The sequence below is a fragment of the Streptomyces canus genome (assembly GCF_041435015.1).
GTDB lineage: Bacteria > Actinomycetota > Actinomycetes > Streptomycetales > Streptomycetaceae > Streptomyces > Streptomyces canus_G.
Map to the genome: position 1 here is coordinate 3,641,744 of NZ_CP107989.1, position 15,193 is coordinate 3,656,936.

Annotated in this window: 14 protein-coding genes and 1 pseudogene; 7 read left to right on the forward strand and 8 right to left on the reverse strand. The window is 69.3% G+C overall.

Going from position 1 to position 15,193, the window contains the following annotated elements:
* Nucleotides 1-46 precede the first annotated feature (46 nt).
* From OG841_RS16175 to OG841_RS16185, 3 genes are all read left to right on the forward strand, one after another.
* On the forward strand, nt 47-307 hold the full coding sequence (locus OG841_RS16175) for a UBP-type zinc finger domain-containing protein (RefSeq protein WP_326664528.1): 261 nt from the start codon (nt 47-49) through the stop codon (nt 305-307).
* Nucleotides 308-567: 260 nt separating this feature from the next.
* Entirely contained in the window at nt 568-981 is a 414-nt protein-coding gene (locus tag OG841_RS16180) for an anti-sigma regulatory factor (RefSeq protein ID WP_004925829.1), read from the forward strand.
* A 17-nt stretch (nt 982-998) separates the two neighbouring features.
* Nucleotides 999-2,144, forward strand: coding sequence for an RNA polymerase sigma factor SigF (locus tag OG841_RS16185; protein ID WP_328640838.1), 1,146 nt, complete (start codon nt 999-1,001; stop codon nt 2,142-2,144).
* Nucleotides 2,145-2,807: 663 nt separating this feature from the next.
* Here OG841_RS16185 and OG841_RS16190 read toward each other — a convergent pair.
* Complete coding sequence (locus OG841_RS16190) at nt 2,808-3,251, reverse strand: hypothetical protein (protein WP_371565856.1); 444 nt, start codon at nt 3,249-3,251, stop codon at nt 2,808-2,810.
* A 169-nt stretch (nt 3,252-3,420) separates the two neighbouring features.
* Between OG841_RS16190 and OG841_RS16195 the strand changes: the two genes are divergently transcribed.
* Nucleotides 3,421-4,389 (forward strand): diacylglycerol/lipid kinase family protein, encoded by a 969-nt coding sequence (locus OG841_RS16195; protein WP_328640836.1) that lies wholly within the window; start codon nt 3,421-3,423, stop codon nt 4,387-4,389.
* 321 nt (nt 4,390-4,710) lie between these two features.
* Nucleotides 4,711-4,968 (forward strand): WhiB family transcriptional regulator, encoded by a 258-nt coding sequence (locus OG841_RS16200; RefSeq protein WP_006142322.1) that lies wholly within the window; start codon nt 4,711-4,713, stop codon nt 4,966-4,968.
* Between the two features lie 182 nt (nt 4,969-5,150).
* Here the strand turns inward: OG841_RS16200 and OG841_RS16205 are convergent, their stop codons facing one another.
* From OG841_RS16205 to OG841_RS16215, 3 genes and pseudogenes are all read right to left on the reverse strand, one after another.
* Nucleotides 5,151-6,626: a sensor histidine kinase gene (locus OG841_RS16205; protein WP_208612928.1), complete on the reverse strand. Its 1,476-nt coding sequence runs from the start codon at nt 6,624-6,626 to the stop codon at nt 5,151-5,153.
* Between the two features lie 363 nt (nt 6,627-6,989).
* Nucleotides 6,990-7,256 (reverse strand): annotated as a pseudogene (locus OG841_RS16210) (TetR/AcrR family transcriptional regulator); the annotation flags it as partial.
* 55 nt (nt 7,257-7,311) lie between these two features.
* The gene (locus OG841_RS16215; protein ID WP_328640835.1) at nt 7,312-8,385 is read right to left on the reverse strand and encodes an SIS domain-containing protein; all 1,074 of its coding nucleotides are present in this window, start codon (nt 8,383-8,385) and stop codon (nt 7,312-7,314) included.
* A 175-nt stretch (nt 8,386-8,560) separates the two neighbouring features.
* Here OG841_RS16215 and nagB point away from each other — a divergent pair, with 175 nt between their 5' ends.
* On the forward strand, nt 8,561-9,346 hold the full coding sequence (nagB, locus tag OG841_RS16220; RefSeq protein ID WP_328640834.1) for a glucosamine-6-phosphate deaminase: 786 nt from the start codon (nt 8,561-8,563) through the stop codon (nt 9,344-9,346).
* A 92-nt stretch (nt 9,347-9,438) separates the two neighbouring features.
* On the opposite strand, the gene OG841_RS16225 is transcribed toward nagB, so the two are convergent.
* From OG841_RS16225 to OG841_RS16240, 4 genes are all read right to left on the reverse strand, one after another.
* Entirely contained in the window at nt 9,439-10,923 is a 1,485-nt protein-coding gene (locus OG841_RS16225) for a glycoside hydrolase family 3 protein (protein ID WP_328640833.1), read from the reverse strand.
* A gap of 9 nt (nt 10,924-10,932) precedes the next feature.
* Nucleotides 10,933-11,775, reverse strand: coding sequence for a carbohydrate ABC transporter permease (locus OG841_RS16230; protein WP_328640832.1), 843 nt, complete (start codon nt 11,773-11,775; stop codon nt 10,933-10,935).
* Nucleotides 11,772-12,752, reverse strand: coding sequence for a carbohydrate ABC transporter permease (locus OG841_RS16235; protein ID WP_328640831.1), 981 nt, complete (start codon nt 12,750-12,752; stop codon nt 11,772-11,774). The genes OG841_RS16230 and OG841_RS16235 overlap by 4 nt, the downstream gene beginning before the upstream one ends.
* A gap of 75 nt (nt 12,753-12,827) precedes the next feature.
* Nucleotides 12,828-14,111 carry an extracellular solute-binding protein gene (locus tag OG841_RS16240; protein WP_328640830.1) on the reverse strand — a complete coding sequence of 428 codons (1,284 nt, stop codon included), beginning with the start codon at nt 14,109-14,111 and terminating at the stop codon, nt 12,828-12,830.
* A gap of 306 nt (nt 14,112-14,417) precedes the next feature.
* On the opposite strand from OG841_RS16240, the gene OG841_RS16245 reads away from it, so the two are divergent.
* Nucleotides 14,418-15,182, forward strand: a complete 765-nt coding sequence (locus tag OG841_RS16245) for a GntR family transcriptional regulator (protein WP_053847903.1) — start codon at nt 14,418-14,420, stop codon at nt 15,180-15,182.
* Nucleotides 15,183-15,193 lie beyond the last annotated feature (11 nt).

Consider the following 15,193-nt stretch of genomic DNA (forward strand, 5'->3'; position numbering starts at 1 on the left):
TGTCTTTGTGCGCGTCCGCCCGCGCGGCCGTCGTAACCTGGCAATCATGAAACAGTGCACGCACACCGACGCGCTGCCGCTCCCGGAACCCGAGCCGCTGGCCGACACGTGTCCGGAGTGCCTGAGGGACGGTACCCACCCGGTACAACTGCGCCTGTGCCTGTCCTGCGGTCACGTCGGCTGCTGCGACTCCTCGCCGGGACAACACGCGACGAAGCACCACAAGGACTCCGACCACCCGATCATGCGGACCCACGAACCGGGTGAGAACTGGCGTTGGTGCTTCGTGGACCATGTCCTTGTGTGACCCTGGACCGTCGGGTTCCAGGACGGTTCGACCGTCTGACGTCTGGGTACGTCAACCCGGCGCGCGTTCTTCCCAATTGGAGCCGCAAACCCCTAGACACGGAGCGTGTTCACAGTTTTACTGTGAGTGACGGCAAGGGGTTGGGGTCCCGGGGACAGGAAAGTCGAGAGCGCGATAGCGTCACCGCTGAACCACACTTCGCGTTACTCCGGGGGGCGACCCTCGGCCCCCGTAAAGCTTGTACCACCTTGGAGGTGAGGGTGTCCCAGATCGCAGGCGAGCCCGCGACCCAGGACTTCGTGGAAGTCCGGCTGCCGGCCGCGGGTGCCTACCTGTCGGTGCTGCGGACGGCCACGGCCGGCCTCGCAGCCCGTTTGGACTTCACCCTCGACGAGATCGAGGACCTGCGCATCGCGGTGGACGAGGCCTGCGCGATCCTGCTCCAGCAGGCCGTGCCCGGCTCGGTGCTCAGCTGTGTCTTCCGACTCGTCGACGACTCGCTGGAGGTCACCGTCTCGGCCCCGACCACGGACGGTCACGCACCCTCGCGGGACACCTTCGCCTGGACCGTCCTCTCGGCCCTCGCGGGCAAGGTCTCGTCGGCCGTGGACGAGGACAAGACCGTTTCGATCAGCCTCTACAAACAGCGCGGCGCGGGACCCGGGCCGGCGTGAGGAACGGGGACGGGCCGGTGCGGGACGAAGAGCGCGGCACACGGGAGCTGCCGGCCGAGGGCGGACACCGCCCTCCTTGCCCGAGCGGCGCCGACAGCCTGGGCGACGACGGCCCCGGCGGTTCCCGACGCATGGCGGACGGCATCGACGGCATCCCCGAGCAGGCCCGGCCGCATCCGGAGCAGGACGCCGTCGACACCACGGCGACCGGCTTCCTGGACGACGGGCAGCGTGATCGGAAAGGTGCCGTGCAGGGTGCGCCTCCGGCAGGGCGGGCCGGGGTCTTCCCGGTGCCGACGGAGGCGAGGGCTCGTGGAAGGGCAACGGGCGGGACGATGAGCGAGCACGAGCGAAACGCAGAGGACGGCGTGGCGGGCGCGAACAACACGCCGGTCCCGCGGCACGATCCCCAGGACCGCAGCGGGGCACGCGCCCTGTTCGTCGAGCTGCGCGCGCTGAAGGACGGCAGCCCGGAGTACGCGGAGCTGCGCAACAGGCTGGTCCGGATGCACCTGCCGCTCGTCGAGCACCTAGCGCGCCGCTTCCGCAACCGAGGCGAGCCGCTGGACGACCTCACCCAGGTCGCCACCATCGGCCTGATCAAGTCGGTCGACCGTTTCGACCCTGACCGCGGGGTGGAGTTCTCGACCTACGCGACTCCCACGGTCGTGGGTGAGATCAAGCGCCACTTCCGCGACAAGGGCTGGGCGGTGCGGGTGCCGCGGCGCCTGCAGGAGCTGCGCCTGGCGCTCACGACGGCCACGGCGGAGCTCTCGCAGCAGCACGGCCGCTCCCCCACGGTCCATGAGCTGGCCGAGAAGCTGGCCATCTCCGAGGAGGAGGTCCTGGAGGGCCTGGAGTCCGCCAACGCGTACTCCACCCTGTCCCTGGACGTCCCCGACACGGACGACGAGTCCCCGGCGGTGGCGGACACCCTCGGCGCGGAGGACGAGGCGCTGGAGGGCGTCGAGTACCGGGAGTCACTCAAGCCGCTGCTCGAGGATCTCCCCCCGCGCGAGAAGCGCATCCTCCTCCTCCGCTTCTTCGGCAACATGACCCAGTCGCAGATCGCCCAGGAGGTCGGCATCTCCCAGATGCACGTCTCCCGCCTGCTGGCCCGCACCCTGGCCCAGCTCCGGGAGAAGCTCCTGGTGGAGGAGTAGGCCCAGGAGCCGCCCCGAGCGGCGGTTCCGCCACGGGTCCAGGCTTCGGAGGAACGGATTCGGGGCGGACGACATCCACTTCGAGCCCGACGTCCCGCTCGCCACCGCGCGTCGGCCTCGGGCCGGGAGCAGGCCGGAGGCCGTCACCGCGTCCGCCCTACGACCCCACCGGCGCCCTGGGACCACGGTTCAACAGCTCGCCGCTCGCCCCCGTCAGGTGCCACCGCCGCCCTCGGCCGAGAGCCGCACACCGAACGACAGCCGCGGCTCCCACCGGAACCGCGCTCGCCGCCCCCTTGGGCGCCACCACCCCCGGCCGATGGCAGCACACCGGACCGACAGCTGCCGCGCCCACCGGAACCGCGCTGCCCCTCAGGTGACACCGCCACCCCGGCCGGCAGCCGCACACCGGACCGACGACTGCGGAGCCCACCGGAACCGCCCTCGCCGACCGCACCTGGATTCCGCGACGATCGCCCGTCGCCTCGGCCACGGATCGGTCCGACGCTCGCGCTCGGGAGTTGCTGCGGCTCGATCCGACCAGGCAGCCGCCCAGAGCCCTACGGTCGCTTCCCGCCACCTCGGCCCGCAGCGCTGGCAGCACTCGGAGCCGACAGCCGCGGCTCGCCCACCGGGCGGCGCGCCCCGCTCACAGCCGCACCGCTACTGCTTGCCGTCCTGTGCCCGTCCCGGGCCCCTGATGCCGAGGGCCTGGGTCGTCGCCGGGTTGATCAGGAGGATCAGCGCGATCACCGCGACGACCGCGAGGGCGATGCCCGCCGGGATCGCCACGCTGTCCGCCTGGAGGAGGTTGTAGGCGACGGGCAGGGCCATGATCTGGGTGATGACGGCCGGCCCCCGGCTCCAACTGCGCCGAGCCAGCAGTCCGCGCGCGGCGAGGAGCGGCAGCAGCGCGAGGACGATCAACGTGACGCCCCCGGTGACGGCCGACTGCCGGTCGTCCGGGTCACCGGCGAGGCCCTCCACGAGCATCCAGGCGCCTCCGACGACGAGCGCGAGCCCTTCCAGCGCGGCCAGGACGGCGGCGTACGTCAGGCGCCGCGGGCGCGGACCGGCGGTCTCGGGGAGGGTCTGCTCGCTGCTCACCCCTGAAGAGTAGCCCTCGCCCCCGAAGCCTCACGGGTGAGGAGTGGGCAACGCACAACGCCGCACTCGGGTTGACCCACGCCCCCGTGGCAAGGTTCACGCGCCGAAGTCTTACGTGATCCCTACCTCGGCCTGTGCCCGGTACCACCCAGTAGGTACGCTGCAACCCATGCGTGCACTTCTCGTGGTCAATCCGGCGGCAACCACCACAAGCGCACGTACGCGCGATGTCCTGATCCACGCGCTCGCGAGCGAGATGAAACTGGAAGCGGTCACCACCGAGTACCGCGGCCACGCGCGCGACCTGGGCCGGCAGGCGGCGGAGAGCAAGGACATCGACCTGGTGGTGGCCCTGGGCGGCGACGGCACGGTCAACGAGGTCGTCAACGGCCTTCTGCACTCCGGTCCCGCCCCCGAGCACCTCCCCGGCCTCGCCGTGGTCCCCGGCGGCTCCACCAACGTCTTCGCTCGCGCCCTCGGCTTGCCCAACGACGCCGTCGAGGCCACCGGCGCCCTCCTGGACGCCCTGCGCGAGGGCAGCGAACGTACGGTCGGCCTGGGTCTGGCCTCCGGTACACCGGGCACCGAGGACGAGGCCGTCCCGGGACGCTGGTTCACCTTCAACGCGGGGCTCGGATTCGACGCCGGTGTGGTCGGGCGGGTCGAGCAGCAGCGTGAGCGCGGCAGGAAATCCACCCACGCTCTCTACGTCCGCCAGGCACTGCGCCAGTTCTTCGGCGAGGCGCACCGCCGCCACGGGACGATCACCGTGGAGCGTCCGGATGCCGAGCCGGTGACCGATCTGGTCCTTTCCATAGTCTCGAACACCTCTCCGTGGACCTTCCTCGGCAATCACCCGATGTACGCGTCACCTAAGGCCTCGTTCGATAAAGGCCTCGACGTCCTCGGTCTCAGCCGTATGACGACGACCGCGATCACCCGATATGGCACCCAGTTGCTCACTTCGTCCCCCGAACGCGGCCCCCATGGCAAGCACGCCGTGTCCCTGCACGACCTGGACCAGTTCACCTTGCATTCGAAGGTGCCCCTGCCCCTCCAGATGGACGGCGACCACCTTGGGCTGCGTACGAGCGTGACGTTCACAGGCGTACGCCGTGCACTGCGTGTGATTGTGTGAGCAGAAGGGGCCAAAGTCCTTTCACTCGAACGTTTAGACCAGGGTCCACCCCATGGAAGTACGGCTGTGACCTAGTCGACACCGAGGAATCAAAAAAAACTTTCCGGAAGGGGTTGTATCCGCCGCTGAGGTTTGCGAGTCTCTACGTGGCGGTCGGGACAGCCCGCAACACCAGCGTCCACAGACCACCGGAACCCCTCTTCAATCCACAGGACCACGCCGGGGAAGACTCGGCGGACGGCCCTTCACTTGTTGAGGGATTCGTGAAAGCGTTCACATTCACAAGCAACTTGCACGTAATACCAAGGAGAGGTAGCAGCCATGGACTGGCGTCACAACGCCGTTTGCCGCGAGGAAGACCCCGAGCTCTTCTTCCCCATCGGCAACACCGGTCCTGCGCTGCTGCAGATCGAGGAAGCCAAGGCCGTCTGCCGTCGCTGCCCCGTTATGGATCAGTGTCTGCAGTGGGCGCTCGAGTCCGGCCAGGACTCCGGCGTCTGGGGTGGTCTCAGCGAGGACGAGCGTCGCGCCATGAAGCGCCGTGCCGCCCGCAACCGGGCCCGTCAGGCCTCCGCCTGACATACCCGCCCCGCACAGCCTGAGCTTGGCGGCGCGTACACCGCGTACGCTTCTCCCGCCCCCGAGCCGCAGCGCGCAGTACCCCCGATGCGCAGCAAACGCTGGCAACGAGCATTTGAGCCCCGGACCCCTGAACGGTCCGGGGCTTTTTGCTGTGCCGGCGCCCCGGCCCGGGAGCGGATCTACTTGTGCGCCAGCACCGGTACGTCCAGGATCACCCGGGTGCCGCCCTCCGGAGCCGGGACCATGTCGAACGTACCGCCCAACTCGCCCTCCACCAGCGTCCGTACGATCTGCAGGCCCAGGTTGCCCCCGGTGTGCGGGTCGAAGCCCTCGGGCAGACCGACGCCGTCGTCCTGGACGGTCACGAGGAGGCGGGCCTCCTTGGTGGTGCCGCCGCGGACGGCCGAGACCTCGACCGTGCCGGTCTCGCCCTCGCGGAACCCGTGCTCCAGGGCGTTCTGCAGGATTTCCGTCAGGACCATCGACAGGGGGGTGGCGACCTCGGCGTCCAGAATGCCGAAGCGTCCGCTGCGGCGGCCGGTGACCTTGCCCGGGGAGATCTCGGCGACCATCGCGAGCACGCGGTCGGCGATCTCGTCGAACTCCACGCGTTCGTCCAGGTTCTGAGACAGCGTCTCATGCACGATCGCGATGGAGCCGACCCGCCGTACCGCCTCCTCGAGGGCCTCCCGGCCGCGGTCGGACTCGATGCGCCGGGCCTGGAGGCGGAGCAGGGCCGCCACCGTCTGGAGATTGTTCTTCACCCGGTGGTGGATCTCCCGGATGGTCGCGTCCTTGGTGATCAGCTCCCGCTCGCGTCGGCGCAGCTCGGTCACGTCCCGCAGCAGGACCAGCGAACCGATGCGGGTGCCCTTGGGCTTGAGCGGAATCGCCCGGAACTGGATGACCCCGTCGTGCGCCTCGATCTCGAACTCACGGGGCGCCCAGCCGCTGGCGACCTTGGCGAGCGCCTCGTCCACCGGGCCACGGGTCGGGGCGAGTTCGGCGGTGGTCCTGCCGAGGTGCTGGCCGACGAGGTCCGAGGCGAGGCCCATGCGGTGGTACGCGGACAGGGCGTTCGGAGAGGCGTACTGGACGATGCCGTCCGCGTCCAGCCTGATCAGCCCGTCGCCGACGCGCGGGGCGGCGTCCATGTCCATCTGCTGGTTGGGGAACGGGAAGGAACCGGCCGCGATCATCTGCGCCAGGTCCGACGCGCTCTGCAGATAGGTCAGTTCGAGACGGCTCGGGGTGCGCACGGTGAGCAGGTTGGTGTTGCGCGCGATGACACCGAGGACGCGCCCCTCCCGTCGTACCGGAATCGACTCGACACGGACCGGGACCTCCTCGCGCCACTCCGGGTCGCCCTCGCGCACGATCCGGCCTTCGTCGAGCGCCGCGTCCAGCAGGGGGCGGCGGCCGCGCGGGACGAGGTGGCCGACCATGTCGTCCTGGTAGGAGGTGGGGCCGGTGTTGGGGCGCATCTGCGCGACGGAGACATAACGGGTGCCGTCGCGGGTGGGGACCCACAGAACGAGGTCGGCGAAGGAGAGGTCGGAGAGCAACTGCCACTCCGAGACCAGCAGATGCAGCCACTCGAGGTCGGAGTCGTCGAGGGCAGTGTGCTGGCGGACCAGTTCGTTCATGGAGGGCACAGGTGCGAGCGTACCTGGGGGTATGTGAGTGACCTAAAAGCGCCGGGCCCTGAGAACACCCGCGGGCCGCGGCGCCTGGGAAGGACCCTCAACCTTCCCGGCACCGCAGCCCGGAGCAATATCGGCCGTGGGGTGTGCGGTCCCGGTCGGCCGAGGATGAGGACCCGGGGCAGTCAGGGCAGAGAGCTCCGGTTCCTCGGTCCGCCTTCCTGTGCGGGGAAGACGGAAGTCACGCGTTCAATTGTGGACTAGACCACTAGGTGTGTCCATGCGTTGGAGCGTGTTTGTTGTTGGAGCTTTCCCTCACGGGAGTCACCTACTCGGACGCCCTAATAACCACCACGCAGCCTAACCCGTGTGGGTTCATGTGCGGGGCCAGATAGCCAGGGCAATTTCCGCGACCGCCTCCGACACCTCCCGGCTCGCGCCGTCGCGCGCCTGTGGGGACATGGCCTGGATCACCGCCTGGAGCAGTTGGTCGCGGCATGGATGACGAGGCAGCCGTGCGGGCGGCCGGGAGCCGTGTACTCGACCGCGGCCTCGCGCAGCTATCCGCTCCATGGCGGCCCGGACGGTGGGCTCCTCGGCGAGAGCCCGGTCACTGAAGGAGCCGTACCGCGCTCCGTTCTCGTCCCGCCCGGCAAGGAAGAGAACGTCCCCACAACCATCCCCCACATGCCCCGGCTCAGTGCGTTTCCGTCACCTTCGCCAGGGCGCGCGGTGCGTCCGGGTCCTGGCCGCGGGCGATCGTGACCTCGTAGGCCAGGAGCTGGAGCGGGATGATCTCCAGGACGGGCTGGACCTCCTCGGCCACGTTCTCGGTCGGCAGGACGAAGCCGGCCGAGGCCTGCTCGACCTGGCTCCGGGGGCCGACCACGACCAGGTCCGCGCCCCGGCCGCGCAGGCGGTCGAGGACGGGCTGGAGGGCCTCGCCGCCCTTGCCGTCGGTGACGACCGCGATGACCGGCGAGACGTTGTCGACCATGGCGAGGGGGCCGTGCATCAGGTCGGCACCCGAGTAGGCGAGCGCGGGGATGTAGCTGGTCTCCATCAGCTTGAGGGCGGCTTCCTTGGCGGTGGGATAGCCGTAGCCGCGGGAGGTGATCACCATGCGCTCGGCGAAGCGGTAGCGGGCGGCGAGGGCGCGGACCTCGTCCTGCCGGGCGAGCAGTCCGGCGGCCAGGTCCGGCAGCACCCGGGCGGGAGCGCCGTCGCCGCCCCGCAGACCTTCGACGAAGAGATAGAGGGCGAGGAGGGAGGCCGTATACGTCTTGGTCGCGGGAAGGGCCTTCTCCGGTCCGGCCATGATGTCGACGTGGTATTCGGAGACGCCGGCCAGCGGGGAGTCGGGGTTGTTGGTCACCGCGAGGGTGAGGGCGCCGGCCTCGCGGGCTGCCCGGGTCGAGGCCACCAGGTCCGGGGAGCCGCCGGACTGACTGACGGTGATGACCAGGACGTCGGTGAGGTCGGGGCGGGCCCCGTAGGCGGTGGTGGTCGACATGGAGGTCAGGCCGCAGGGCAGCCCGAGGCGGATTTCGAGGAGGTATTTGGCGTAGAGGGCCGCGTTGTCGGAGGTGCCGCGGGCGGTCAGCAGGACGAAGCGGGGTGCGCGGGCGGCGATCTCCTGGGCGACCTTGCGGATCGCCGGGGCGCCCTCGTCCAGGATGCGGCGCAGGACGGCGGGCTGTTCGGCCATCTCGCGGGCCATGATCCGGCCGGGCAGGTCGCGCTGGGGGTCGGGTGTCGTGACGGTGGTCATGGCCCCTATTCCACTCCCCCTCCCGCCCCACCGCGCGGAAGGGGGCCTGTCCGAGATGTGGCGCGGTGATGGCTTTCGTGGACCTGGGCCGTGGAACCCGATTCTGCTAGATTGGTCTAAACCACTCAGACCGTTTCTCCAGATCAGACCGTTTCCTCAGATCGGCAGGCCCAGCGTGGAAGTTGTCATCGTTCCGGATGCCAAGGCGGGTGGCGAGCTCATCGCCGGGGCCATGGCCCAGTTGCTCCGGCACAAGCCCGACGCCCTGCTCGGCGTGGCGACCGGCTCGACCCCGCTGCCCATCTACGAGGCGCTGGCGGCCAAGGTGCGGTCCGGCGCCGTGGACGCCTCGCGGGCGCGGATAGCCCAGCTCGACGAGTACGTGGGGCTGCCGGCCGAGCATCCGGAGTCGTACCGTTCGGTGCTGCGGCGCGAGGTGCTGGAGCCGCTGGGGGTACCGATGTCCTCGTTCATGGGGCCGGACGGGACGGCCGAGGACATCCCCGGCGCCTGTGAGGCCTATGACTCGGCGCTGGCCGAAGCCGGGGGTGTGGATCTGCAGGTGCTCGGGATCGGGACGGACGGGCACATCGGTTTCAACGAGCCGTGTTCCTCGCTGGCCTCGCGGACTCGGATCAAGACCTTGACCGAGCAGACCCGGGTGGACAACGCGCGGTTCTTCGACGGGGACATCGAGCAGGTCCCGCATCACGTCATCACCCAGGGCATCGGGACGATCCTGGAGGCTCGGCATCTGGTGCTGCTCGCCACGGGTGAGGGGAAGGCCGATGCGGTCGCGGCGACGGTGGAGGGGCCGGTCGCCGCGGTGTGTCCTGCGTCGGCGCTTCAGCTGCATCCGCACGCGACGGTCGTGGTCGACGAGGGCGCCGCTTCCAAGTTGAAGCTGGCGGACTACTTCCGGCACACGTTTGTCAACAAGCCCGACTGGCAGGGGATTTAGGGCGGTTCTCCCGTTTGCCGGGTTGTACGGCGCGAAGGTGCCGGTCCCTTGAAGGGACCGGCACCTTCGCGCCGTACAACCCCGCTACAGCCCTACTCCCCCGCGATGATCTCCGCCGCCGCTCTGGCGCAGACCCGGGCGGCGCCGTGGGTCGCGATGTGCAGGGCTCCTCGGGCGGGGGCCTGAGGGAGGCCCATCTCGATCACGATCGTGTCGGGGCGGGTTCTGAGGACGGTGTCCAGGGCCGCTCCCATCCAGGAGTGGCGGTGTTCGTCGCGCACCACGGCCACGATGCGGCGGGGGCCGGCCGCGGCCAGGGTGGCGAGGCCCGCGTCCTCGCCGGCGAAGCTGCCCGTTTCCGTGCCCGGGATCAGCCGGGCGAGTTCGGCGGCGACGCCCCAGGGCGTTTCGTCGCCGACGGCCACATTGGCCACCGGGGTGAAGGCGGCGACGTAGGGCGCCGTGGTGAGGGGGGTGAAGCCGTCCGCGCCCGTGATGCGCAACGCCCTTCGGGCCGCGCGCAGTCCCACCTCCGCGTCGGCCGGCAGCTGCGTGTCGGCCGCGCCGGCCGCCGTCCAGTGGGCCAGCGTGCGCACGCGCTCCGCCGCTTGTGCGAGCCGCTCCTCGGGGAGTTCACCCGAGCGCACCGCGGAGACCAGGGCGTCGCGCAGGCGCCGTACCGTCTCGTCGTCGGCCAGGCCGCCGCCCACGCAGATCGCGTCGGCACCGGCGGCAATGGCCAGGACGCTGCCCCGCTCGATGCCGTAGGTGCCGGCGATGGCCTGCATCTCCATGCCGTCGGTGACGATGAGGCCGGTGTAGCCGAGTTCGCCGCGGAGCAGGTCGGTCAGCACCCGGCCGGACAACGTGGCCGGGCGGTCCGGGTCCAGGGCCGGGACCAGGATGTGGGCGGTCATCACCGCGCGGGTTCCGGCGGCGATGGCCGCGCGGAACGGGGAGAGCTCCCGCGATCCCAGGACAGAGGTGTCCACGTCGATGCGTGGGAGCGCGTGGTGGGAGTCGACCGCCGTGTCGCCGTGGCCCGGGAAGTGCTTGGTGCACGCCGCCACACCCGCCGACTGGAGGCCGGTGACGTAGGCGGCGGTGTGGCGGGCGACCAGTGTCGAGGAGGCCCCGAAGGAGCGGACGCCGATCACCGGGTTGGACGGGTTCGAGTTCACGTCGGCCGACGGGGCCCAGTTGAGGTTCACCCCGCAGGCCGCGAGACGACGGCCGAGTTCCGCGGCCACCTCCCGTGTCAGTTCCACGTCGTCCACCGCGCCGAGGGCGTGGTTGCCGGGGAAGGACGAGCCGGTGCGCACCTCCAGGCGGGTGACGTCACCGCCCTCCTCGTCGATGGCCACCAGGACGTCGTCGCGCTCGGCGCGCAACTGGGCCGTCAGGGCGGTCAGTTGCTGCGGCGAGGCGATGTTGCGGCCGAACAGGCCGACCGAGGCGAGGCCCTCGCCGAGGCGGCGCAGCAGCCAGTCGGGGGCGGTGGTGCCGGTGAAGCCGGGCTGCAGGACGGTCAGCGCGTCGCGGGTCAGCGTGTCTGTGCCGCTGGCGAATGTCGTCATCGGGGGGCGTTATCCCTTCACGGCGCCCGCGGTGAGGCCCGCGGCCATCTTGCGCTGGACGAGGAGGAAGAGGACCACGATCGGCACGGCCATCATGGTGGAACCGGCCATCATGGGGGCGTATTCGGTGCCGTGTTTGGTGGTGAAGTTGCCGAGCCAGACGGTCGCGGTCTGGTTCTTCTGGCTGAGCAGCATGAGGGCGTAGAGGTACTCGTTCCAGGCCTGGATGAAGGCGTAGACCGAGGTGGCGACCATGCCGGGGGCCAGCAGCGGGAAGACCACCCGCAGAAAGGCGCCCGTGGGCGAGCAGCCGTCGACCATCGCCGCCTCCTCCAGCTCCTTCGGGATGTTGACGATGAAGCCGCGCAGCGTCCACACCGTGAAGGGGAGGATGAAGGTCAGGTACGTGATGATCAGACCCGACAACTTGTCGTACTGGTCGAGGTCGTTGAGGAGCAGGAAGACCGGGATGATCATCGCGACCAGGGGGATCATCTGGACCGCGAGGATGCCCACGATCACGATTTTGCGGCCGCGGAAGGCGAAGCGGGAGATGGCGAGGGCGGCCAGGGTGCCGACCACGACGCCGATCGCCACGACCGACAGGGAGACGATCAGGCTGCGGCCGACCGGGCCCCAGAAGTCGGCGATGTCCAGCGCGCGGCTGAAGTTGCCCAGCGTCAACCCCGTCGGCAGCAGGCTCGGGTCCGGGTCGATGGCGTCCTTCGCCGGTTTGAACGCCGTGTTCACCATCCAGTAGACGGGGAAGCCTGCGGTGACGAAGACGAGGAGGCCGAGGAGGTTCCAGCCGGCCTTGGACTTCCGGCGGGCCCCAGGAGCGAGCGTGCTCATTCGACCTCTCCGATCTTCAGCATCTGGCGCATGTAGACCGCGACGACCCCGAGCAGCAGGAGCACGGTGATGAGGGCGATCGCCGAACCCTGCCCGTAGTCGTTGACCACGAAGGCGCGGTCGTACGAGTACGTCGTCAGTATCTGGAACTCAGGCTCCGGGTGGCCGTTGCGCATGACGAACACCTGGGGGAAGACGCCCATGTCCCAGATGACCGAGAGGGTCGTCAGCATCACGATGAGCGGCTTGAGGATCGGCAGGGTGACGTACCGGAAGATGCCCCACGCGCCCGCGCCGTCCAGCCGGGCCGCCTCCTCCAGCTCGGCCGGGACCTGGGTGAGCCCGGCGCTCAGGGTGATCACGACGAACGGCACCGCGCCCCAGACCACGAGCAGCATGATCACGGCCAGGCCCTGAGGGCCGCTCGCGAACCAGTTGTGGCCGATCATCTCGACCCCGGGCAGCTTGCTGAGCAGCGCGTTGAGGATGCCGTAGTCCGCGTCGAACAGCCACTTGAAGACCGTGGTGGCGACGATGATCGGCATGCCCCAGCTGGCCACCAGCGCGATGTTGACGAGGGTCTTCACCCAGCCGGAGACCCGCTGGAGCAGCAGCGCGATGAGCATGCCGGCGACCATGGTGAAGATCACGCAGCCCGCCGCGAAGACGAAGGTCCGGACGACGACCGCCCAGAACTCGCCGTCGTCGAGGACGCCGGTGAAGTTGTCGAATCCGACCCAGTCCGCGGGCAGGAAGCCCCACAGCTGGGACTGTCCGAACTTCTGGAAGGACAGCGTGACCAGGCGGACCAGCGGATAGCCGAGGACCAGCACCAGGATCAGCAGACAGGGGGCGAGCAGGAGCCAGGGCGTGGCGTTGAAGGTCCGCTTTCTGCGCGGCAGAACCGGCCTGGACGGCGGTGGTACCGACATCGGCGGCGGCACCTCGGTGGGGGTGGTCGTGTCTGCGGCACTCATCGCGTGCTCCTCAGCGGTCCTTCACGTCGTACGAGAGGCAGGGCCCCGCCGGTCTCAACGGGGCCCTGCCTGCGGTCACTTGGTGTTGATGACCTTGTCGATCGCGGCGTCCGCCTCCTTCGCGGCGGCCTCGACCGACTTCTTGCCGGTGCCGATGTTCTGCAGCATGTTCTGCAGGACCTGGGCCTTCTCGACCTGGCCCCAACCGGGCGCCATCGGGACGAACCAGTTGGACTCGGCCGCGGTGGCCGGGACCGCGGTCGCCGGGTCGTTCTTCAGGGTGGCGAGGTCGGTCTTGTTGTTGGGCAGGTTGCCCTTGGCCATCAGGCCCTTCTGGCCGGAGGGGCCGGTGAAGGCGTTGATCCACTCGGCGGCGACGGCCTGCGCCTTCGACTTCACCGGGACGGCGAGGTCCGAACCGCCCAGGAAGACGGGCATGTTCTTGCCGGACGGGCCGGGCATCACGAAGTTCTCGAGGTTGCCCTTGAGCTTGCCGGTCTTGTCGTTCTTCGGGTCGGCGGAGGTCGCGCCCTCCCAGGCAGCGCCGAAGATCATGCCGGACTTGCCCTGGCCGTAGACGATGTAACGGTCGGACTCGTCCTTGGTCTTGTCGCCGTGCATGTACGTGTCGACGACGTTCTTGAACTCGGTGAGGCCCTTGACGGACTCCGGCGAGGAGAGGTTGCCCTTCCACTGGCCGCCGTCCTCCTTGGCGATGGAGCCGCCGGCGTCGTAGACGAAGGACATGGCCGCGTACCAGTCACGGGTGGGCTGGTACCAGGCGGAGAACTTGTCGCCCTCCTTCTTCTGGACCTTGTCCAGGGCGGCGGTGAGCTCCGCGTAGGTCTTCGGCGTGGACTTGACGCCGACCGAGGCGAAGAGGTCCTTGCGCCAGTTGCCGACGCGACCGCCCGCGTAGTAGGGGACGCCGTAGGTCTTGCCGTCGTAGGACACCGAGGCCTTGAGACCGTCGAGCCAGGCGGACGAGTTGGTGAACTTCGCTGTGTCCAGGGGCGCGAAGGCGCCCTTGACCATGTAGCCCAGCATCTCGGTATTGCCCATCTCGACCACGTCGGGGGCCTTGTCGGTGGCGAGGACCGCGTCGAGCTTGGTGTTCTTGTCCGGCCAGCCGTAGTACTCGTGGTTGATCTTGATGCCGGGGTGCTTCTTCTGGACCGCGGCGTCCGCGGCCTTCACCAGCTCGGGCCAGTTGTTCTGAGCGTCGACGGTGAGCCAGACGGTCAGCTCCTTGGCGTCCGCGCCGCTGTTGTCCGAACTTCCGCTGTCGCTGTTCCCACATGCCGCGACGGAGACCACCATGCCCGCGATACCGATCGCGGCTGCCAGCTTGCGCTTCACGCCACCCTCCTCAGGGATGCCCACACCTCCCGCCCACAGGCCGGGACCTGGACCAATGGTGTAGACCAGTAGGGGGAGCTTGGACCAGACCACGAAGCCTGTCAAGGGCCCACGAAATGGCTCTGACCAGCCGTTATGCGAGCTACATATGCAGGAACCATTAGTAAAGAAGCCAGCGAAAACAGCCGCGCCGGAGTACTGTCGTCCGCTAGACCACTCACCTCGGTGGACTAGACCAAAAGAGACGGCGACGGTATACAGAAGGGATCACGATGTGATCCGCATCCGGAGCCGGGAAGGCAGACCATGAGCAGCGACGTCAGCAGTGCGGAGACCGAGGGCGGGGCAGGCGTCCGTACCGCGCGCGTGCCCAAGTACTACCGCCTGAAGAAGCACCTGCTCGACATGACGGAGACCCAGTCGCCCGGCACGCCGGTACCGCCCGAGCGCACGCTGGCCGCCGAGTTCGACACCTCCCGCACCACCGTGCGCCAGGCCCTCCAGGAGCTGGTGGTCGAGGGCCGGCTCGAGCGCATCCAGGGCAAGGGCACCTTCGTCGCCAAGCCGAAGGTCTCGCAGGCGCTGCAACTCACCTCCTACACCGAGGACATGCGCGCCCAGGGTCTCGAACCCACCTCGCAGCTGCTCGACATCGGCTACATCACCGCCGACGACCGTCTCGCCGAGCTCCTCGACATCACCGCCGGCGGCCGGGTGCTGCGCATCGAGCGCCTGCGCATGGCCAACGCCGAGCCGATGGCCATCGAGACGACCCACCTCTCCGCCAAGCGCTTCCCGGCCCTGCGCAGGTCACTGGTCAAGTACACGTCCCTCTACACGGCGCTCGCCGAGGTCTACGACGTCCACCTCGCCGAGGCCGAGGAGACCATCGAGACCTCCCTGGCCACCCCCCGCGAGGCGGGCCTGCTCGGCACCGACGTGGGCCTGCCGATGCTGATGCTGTCCCGCCACTCGTTCGACAAGACGGGCGAGCCGGTGGAGTGGGTGCGCTCGGTGTACCGGGGCGACCGGTACAAGTTCGTGGCCCGCCTCAAGAGGCCTGTCGACTAGTCCTGTCCGGT

What these genes read in the sequence shown, in the direction of transcription:
- OG841_RS16235 (WP_328640831.1), bottom strand. Translation starts at nt 12,752, where the DNA reads ATGAGTGCCGCAGACACGACCACCCCCACCGAGGTGCCGCCGCCGATG.
- OG841_RS16200 (WP_006142322.1), top strand. Translation starts at nt 4,711, where the DNA reads ATGGACTGGCGTCACAACGCCGTTTGCCGCGAGGAAGACCCCGAGCTC.
- OG841_RS16225 (WP_328640833.1), bottom strand. Translation starts at nt 10,923, where the DNA reads ATGACGACATTCGCCAGCGGCACAGACACGCTGACCCGCGACGCGCTG.
- OG841_RS16195 (WP_328640836.1), top strand. Translation starts at nt 3,421, where the DNA reads ATGCGTGCACTTCTCGTGGTCAATCCGGCGGCAACCACCACAAGCGCA.
- OG841_RS16230 (WP_328640832.1), bottom strand. Translation starts at nt 11,775, where the DNA reads ATGAGCACGCTCGCTCCTGGGGCCCGCCGGAAGTCCAAGGCCGGCTGG.
- OG841_RS16175 (WP_326664528.1), top strand. Translation starts at nt 47, where the DNA reads ATGAAACAGTGCACGCACACCGACGCGCTGCCGCTCCCGGAACCCGAG.
- OG841_RS16215 (WP_328640835.1), bottom strand. Translation starts at nt 8,385, where the DNA reads ATGACCACCGTCACGACACCCGACCCCCAGCGCGACCTGCCCGGCCGG.
- OG841_RS16245 (WP_053847903.1), top strand. Translation starts at nt 14,418, where the DNA reads ATGAGCAGCGACGTCAGCAGTGCGGAGACCGAGGGCGGGGCAGGCGTC.